A 1,249-nucleotide genomic window follows, 5' to 3' on the forward strand; every position below is an offset into this window, starting at 1 on the left:
TCACTAATGTTTCAATTTTTCAATTATGTTAAATAGTTTAATCGAAAAACTCAAAGAAGTCAAGGATTTCCGCCAATCTCAAGGAAGAAGGCATGAGTTATGGGTAGTCCTTACTATTATTATTTTAGCCTTATTAACAGGAAATGTTAGTTATAAGCAAATTACATCTTTTTGCCAATCTGAAGAGGAAAAGCTGATTAAAATGTTGTCTATAACCTCAAAAACGCTGCCGTCTTATAGTACAATAAGAAGAGTAATGCTCGGAATAAATATTATAGATATACAGTCAATACTTACGTCAATAATTAACAATTATTATTCGCCAAAATCTCAGGAAGATTGGATTGCTATTGACGGGAAGAGTTTAAAAAACACTCTGACTGATTATGAGGAAAAATCCCAGAATATGTTAAATGTGGTATCTTGGTTTAGCCAAGAAACAAAGTTAATAATTAAGGTAGAAATTCAGGAGAATAAAAAAAAGTCAGAAAGTGCTGTAGTCCGCTCTATGATAGAGAATTGCGATTTATATAATCAGGTTTTTACTTTGGATGCTTTGCATTGTAATAAAGAAATAACTAAGACAATAATTGAGAGTAAAAATGATTATTTAATCACAGTAAAAAGAAATCAAATAAAATTGTACAATCGGTTAAAAGAACTAGCACAAATAACAAAACCACTTACGGTATATGACTCAAGAGATAAAAGTCATGGACGTGATGTAATCCGGAAAACATCAGTATTTGATAGTCAAGAAGTAGGACATAAAAATTATCCTCATATCAAAAGTTTTATCAAAGTGGAGAGAATGGGTTTTCGCGGGGATAAAAAATATAGTCAAACTTTATATTATATTAGTAGCAAGAAATTAACTGCGGAAATATTTGCACAAAAAATCCAAGAACATTGGTTAATTGAGAATCAAGTACATTGGGTTAAAGATGTGATTTTTAATGAAGATAAATCAAGGATAAAAAATAAAGAAGTAGCCGGAAAGTTCTCCTTATTAGTAACACTCATTTTGAATGTTTACAGAAGTTGTGGTTTTATATCAATAAAAGATGGACAGTCATGGTTAGGAAAAAACTGGGAAAAAATGTTGTTAATTGACGGTTTTGATGGTAGTTAGAAAATATTTATTGCCAAAAATATCAAAGACAAAAAAATAAAGAAGACCTGAACTCATTGTATATCAAGCAATGGGAGTTCTTTTGCTGTCAAAATAACTAGGGAAAACCTAATGATA

1 protein-coding gene is annotated in these 1,249 nt (G+C 30.0%); it reads left to right on the top strand.

Annotated elements, in window-relative coordinates; all coding sequences use genetic code 11:
* Positions 1-25: 25 nt before the first annotated feature.
* Complete coding sequence (locus ACIR131C_RS0100850; protein ID WP_028088704.1) at positions 26-1,132, top strand: ISAs1 family transposase; 1,107 nt, start codon at positions 26-28, stop codon at positions 1,130-1,132.
* Positions 1,133-1,249 lie beyond the last annotated feature (117 nt).

It is taken from the genome of Dolichospermum circinale AWQC131C, from assembly GCF_000426905.1.
GTDB classification, from domain to species: Bacteria; Cyanobacteriota; Cyanobacteriia; order Cyanobacteriales; family Nostocaceae; genus Dolichospermum; species Dolichospermum circinale.